Source organism: Micromonospora sp. NPDC048169, from assembly GCF_040652815.1.
Classification (GTDB): domain Bacteria; phylum Actinomycetota; class Actinomycetes; order Mycobacteriales; family Micromonosporaceae; genus Micromonospora.
The window spans coordinates 1-3,722 of sequence record NZ_JBEZMS010000080.1 but is presented as its reverse complement, the minus strand read 5'-3'; the positions used below and the strand labels follow the sequence as shown (position 1 = coordinate 3,722).

Here is a 3,722-nt window from a genome sequence, read left to right as displayed (position 1 = left end):
CTGAGCGCCGCCCGGACGCCGCGGCAGCCCGCCGCGCCCCGCCTGCGCGTTGTCCCACGCGGCGCACGGCCACGCCGCCCCGGCGCAGCTCGGGCTGGCGCAGGCGCGCTCGTCGTCCGGCTGGTGCGCGTCGGCCACCGCGGCGGCCAGGTCCCACAGCAGCGGATCGGTCACCTCCGCGGGGCGGTCGGCGACGCGGTCTGTGCTGGCTTCGGACATGATTCGGTCCCCCTGTCGTGAACGGCCCCCACCTGTTTCCGGAAACCGCCCGGGCCAAACCTGCGCCCGCCCGGGCGCGGACATAGGCTGACCGGCGTGGCGAGGTACTACGACCTGCATCCGGACAACCCCCAGCCCCGCGTGATCCGGCAGGTGGTGGACCTGCTGCGCGCCGACGGGGTGATCGCCTACCCGACCGACTCCTGCTACGCGCTCGGCTGCCGGATCGGCAACCGCGACGGCGTGGAGCGGATCCGGGAGATCCGGCGGCTCGACGACAGGCACCCGTTCACGCTGATGTGCGCCGACTTCTCCCAGCTCGGCCAGTTCGTCAAGCTCAGCAACGCGGTCTTCCGGCAGGTGAAGTCCGTCATCCCGGGCAGCTACACGTTCCTGCTGCCGGCCACCGCCGAGGTGCCGCGCCGGTTGCAGGACCCGCGGCGGCGGGTGGTCGGCGCGCGTGTGCCCCGGCACGCGGTGACCCAGGCGCTGCTGGCCGAACTCGGCGAGCCGCTGCTGACCAGCACGCTGCTGCTGCCCGGCGAGGAGGAGCCGATGACCCAGGGCTGGGAGATCAAGGATCGGCTCGACCACCTCGTGGACGCCGTGGTCGACGCCGGTGACTGCGGGCTGGAGCCGACCACCGTCGTCGACCTGTCCGGACCGGAGCCGGAGATCCTGCGCCGGGGCGCCGGCGACCCGGCCCGCTTCGAGTAGCGATCACCGATTCCGTCCCGCCGGGCCGCCGCCGTGGGGCACGGTGGGACCGGCGGACGGTGACGGGGGTACGGCGTGGAAGCACTCGTGCTGATCACCGTGCTGGGCGCCACGGTCCTCGTCGGCACCACCATCGGCGGGCGGTACAGCGTCGCGCCGCCGGTCCTGCTGATCGCCATCGGCGCGCTGATCGGCCTGCTGCCGCCGTTCGACCACCTGATCCTCGAACCCGAGGTCGTGCTGGTGCTGTTCCTCCCGGCGATCCTCTACCGGGAGAGCCTGGTCGTCAGCCTGCGCGAGATCCGCGCCAACCTCACCGTGATCGTCGGGCTCGCCGTGGTGCTGGTGATCGTCACGATGGCCGCCGTCGCGTACACCGCGCAGGCCCTCGGCGTGCGGCCGGCCGCCGCCTGGGTGCTCGGCGCGGTCCTGGCCCCGACCGACGCCGCCGCCGTGGCCGGCCTGGCCAAGCGGATGCCGCGCGGCATCCTCACCACGCTGCGCGCGGAGAGCCTGGTGAACGACGGTACGGCGCTCGTGCTGTTCGCCGTCGCGGTCGGCGTGATCGCGGGCGGTACGGTGCCGGGCGCGTTGACGCTCACCGGCGAGTTCGTCGGCAAGTCGGCCGGCGGGGTGGCCGCCGGCCTGCTCGTCGGCGCGGTGGTGGTGCTGATCCGCAAGCACGTCGACGATCCGATGCGCGAGGGCGGGCTGAGCATCCTCACCCCGTTCGTCGCGTTCCTGCTCGCCGACGCGGTGCACGCCAGCGGTGTGCTCGCGGTGGTGGTGTCCGGGCTGCTGCTGTCCTACGCCGCGCCCCGGGTGATCCGGGCCCGCTCCCGGATCACCGCGTTCGCGTTCTGGGACCTGGCCACCTTCATGGTCAACGGCGGCCTGTTCGTGCTGCTCGGCACGCAGGTGCCGCGCTCGCTGCGCGGCATCACCAGCCACTCGCCGGCCGCGTCGCTCGGCATCGCGGCCCTCGTCGCGGTGGTCGTGGTGGTGATCCGGCTGGCCTGGGTGCACCTGTCGGTGTCGGTGCTGCAACGGGTGGACCGGCGGGGGTCGAGCCGGGCGCGGCACTTCGACGGCCGGATGCGTACCGCCGCGGGCTGGGCCGGCTTCCGCGGCGCCGTCTCGCTCGCCGCGGCGCTCGCCGTGCCGGTCACCATGCACGACGGGAGCCCGGTGCACGAGCGTGACCTGATCATCTTCGTCACCGTCGTGGTGATCGTGCTGATCATGCTGGTGCAGGGCACCACGCTGCCCGCCGTGGTCACCTGGGCGGGCCTGACCGGCGACCGGGAACGAGACGAGGAGGTGCGCTGGGCCCGGATCCGGGCCACCGAGGCCGCGCTGGAGGCGCTGCCCCGGGCCGCCGGCGAGGTGGGCGCCGCGCCGGACACGGTGGACCGGCTGCGGGCCGACTACGAGGAGCACCTGGCCGCCGTCCGCGATCCACCCGGCGAGGACGCTCAGGGGGAGCGGGAGCTGGCCCGGCAGCTGCGGCTGCGGGTGCTCGACCACAAGCGGCAGGAGGTCACCCGGCTGCGCAACTCCAACCAGATCGACGACGCGGTGCTGCGGCAGCTCCAGGCCGCCATCGACATCGAGGAGATCCGCCTACTCGGGCCGGAGATCGAGGAGTGAGCCGGCCGGCCGCCACCGGTAGGGGTGGCGGCCGGCGTGGCTCAACGCGGGTCGACAGCGACTACCGTGTACGGGGTGGTCGGCGTCGGCGGGGTGGTGAACCGGCCGTTCGGCAGGTAGAGCCGGCCGAGCGCGGCGGCCACCGTGGTCGGCACGTCGAAGCCCGGGTCGGTGATGACGCCGCGCGCCACGCCGGCCGAGCCGGAGCGGTTCAGGTCGACCACGGCGACCTGGTTGAGGAAATTCTGCACCACGTACAGCGTGCGGCCGAGCAGCAGCAGGCCGTCACCGTTGACGAACGTGGTGCCCGGCACGTCGACGGCGGTGGTGACGCCGGTGGCCGGGTCCACCCGGAACAGCGTGCCGGTGTTCGACTGCACGACGATCAGCGCCCGCCCGTCCGGGGTGGGCACGATGCCGTTGAGGTTGACGCCGGTGCCGCTCTGCTGGAAGTCGCCGGTCAGCGGGAGCGTGGTGAAGCCGCCGGCGGGCGGCAGCGTGCCGCCGCGTCCCAGCGGCAGGCGGTAGAGCACCGGCCGGTTCGAATCGGTGAACCAGGCGGCGGCGCGGGTGAGCGTCACGTCGTTGACGAACGTCGGCGCCTCGGCGAACTGGTAGCTCGCGAGCACGGCGCCGGTGCGGGTGTCGATCACCCGGGCGTCACCGGCGGTGCCGCCGGCGACGAAGAGCCGGCCGCGCGGGTCGACCTTCAGGCCGAGCGACGGGGTGCCGGTGGCGGGGCTGACCTGCCGGCCCGCGCCGGTGATCAGGTCGGCGCGGTAGATCTCGCCGGTGGCCCGCGAGCCGAACCAGGCGTACCGGCCGGCGGCGGCGACGCCCTCCGGCTGGAAGCCGTCCGGCAGCGCGATGACCGTGGGACGGCGGTCGTGGGCAGCGGCGGCGGGGGCCGGCGCGGCGGTGGTGACGAGGGTGGCGGCCAGGGCGACGCCGAGGGTGGTCCTGATGCGTCGGTTCACTGTGGTCCTTCCGGGCGAAACGGTGGAACAGGACCTACCCCACTGTACGGTCGGCGCGCGGCGACCGCCGGGGACGGGGGCCGGGGCCGCGGGGGCCGGGCCGGGGGGGGCCCCCGGGCCCGCCCGCCGGCCGGGCGCCCGGCGGGGGGGGGGCGGGGC

3 protein-coding genes and 1 pseudogene are annotated in these 3,722 nt (G+C 74.8%); 2 read left to right on the top strand and 2 right to left on the bottom strand.

Annotated features, from left to right (window positions below; translation table 11 throughout):
• Positions 1–219: pseudogene (locus AB0D28_RS29870) on the bottom strand (hypothetical protein); the annotation flags it as partial.
• A gap of 96 nt (positions 220–315) precedes the next feature.
• Between AB0D28_RS29870 and AB0D28_RS29865 the strand changes: the two are divergent.
• Together AB0D28_RS29865 and AB0D28_RS29860 are read left to right on the top strand one after the other, a co-directional pair.
• Positions 316–936 carry an L-threonylcarbamoyladenylate synthase gene (locus AB0D28_RS29865; protein WP_357391254.1) on the top strand — a complete coding sequence of 207 codons (621 nt, stop codon included), beginning with the start codon at positions 316–318 and terminating at the stop codon, positions 934–936.
• Between the two features lie 75 nt (positions 937–1,011).
• Positions 1,012–2,586, top strand: a complete 1,575-nt coding sequence (locus AB0D28_RS29860; RefSeq protein WP_357391252.1) for a Na+/H+ antiporter — start codon at positions 1,012–1,014, stop codon at positions 2,584–2,586.
• Positions 2,587–2,627: 41 nt separating this feature from the next.
• Here the strand turns inward: AB0D28_RS29860 and AB0D28_RS29855 are convergent, their stop codons facing one another.
• Positions 2,628–3,563 (bottom strand): superoxide dismutase, encoded by a 936-nt coding sequence (locus AB0D28_RS29855; RefSeq protein WP_357391250.1) that lies wholly within the window; start codon positions 3,561–3,563, stop codon positions 2,628–2,630.
• Between the last annotated feature and the right edge of the window lie 159 nt (positions 3,564–3,722).